The sequence below is a fragment of the Bacillus hominis genome, from assembly GCF_018332515.1.
Classification (GTDB): domain Bacteria; phylum Bacillota; class Bacilli; order Bacillales; family Bacillaceae_G; genus Bacillus_A; species Bacillus_A hominis.
Map to the genome: position 1 here is coordinate 1 of NZ_BOQD01000553.1, position 409 is coordinate 409.

Annotated in this window: 1 protein-coding gene; it reads left to right on the top strand. The window is 32.0% G+C overall.

Annotated elements, in window-relative coordinates; all coding sequences use genetic code 11:
• A partial coding sequence (locus KI356_RS27295) for an agmatine deiminase family protein (protein ID WP_212937014.1) occupies positions 1–322 on the top strand: 322 nt, incomplete at its 5' end.
• Between the last annotated feature and the right edge of the window lie 87 nt (positions 323–409).

Here is a 409-nt window from a genome sequence, read left to right on the forward strand (position 1 = left end):
CAAAGATATGGATACATTGTTAGATGCAAAAAATGCTTCAGGACAGAAGTATAAGTATGAATACTTACCGCTTAGTAAAGAGAAGGTTGCTTTAGAAAACGGAAAAACTCTCGATTATAAAGGGTCGTATATCAATTATTATATTGGAAATAAAGTTGTATTGGTGCCTAACTATAATGATCCAAATGACAAAATCGCAAACGATACGATTCAGAAGTTATATCCGGATCGTAAAGTAGTGGGAATTGATGTGAGAGAACTTTATAAAAATGGCGGAATGATCCATTGTGTGACACAGCAACAACCGATTCAATTGAAGTAATCGATTATAGTTTCGTTATGTTGCTTTATAGACAAAATAGGTGAAATGCTATCTTTACTTATTTTGTCTTGTTTTAACATTTGTAAT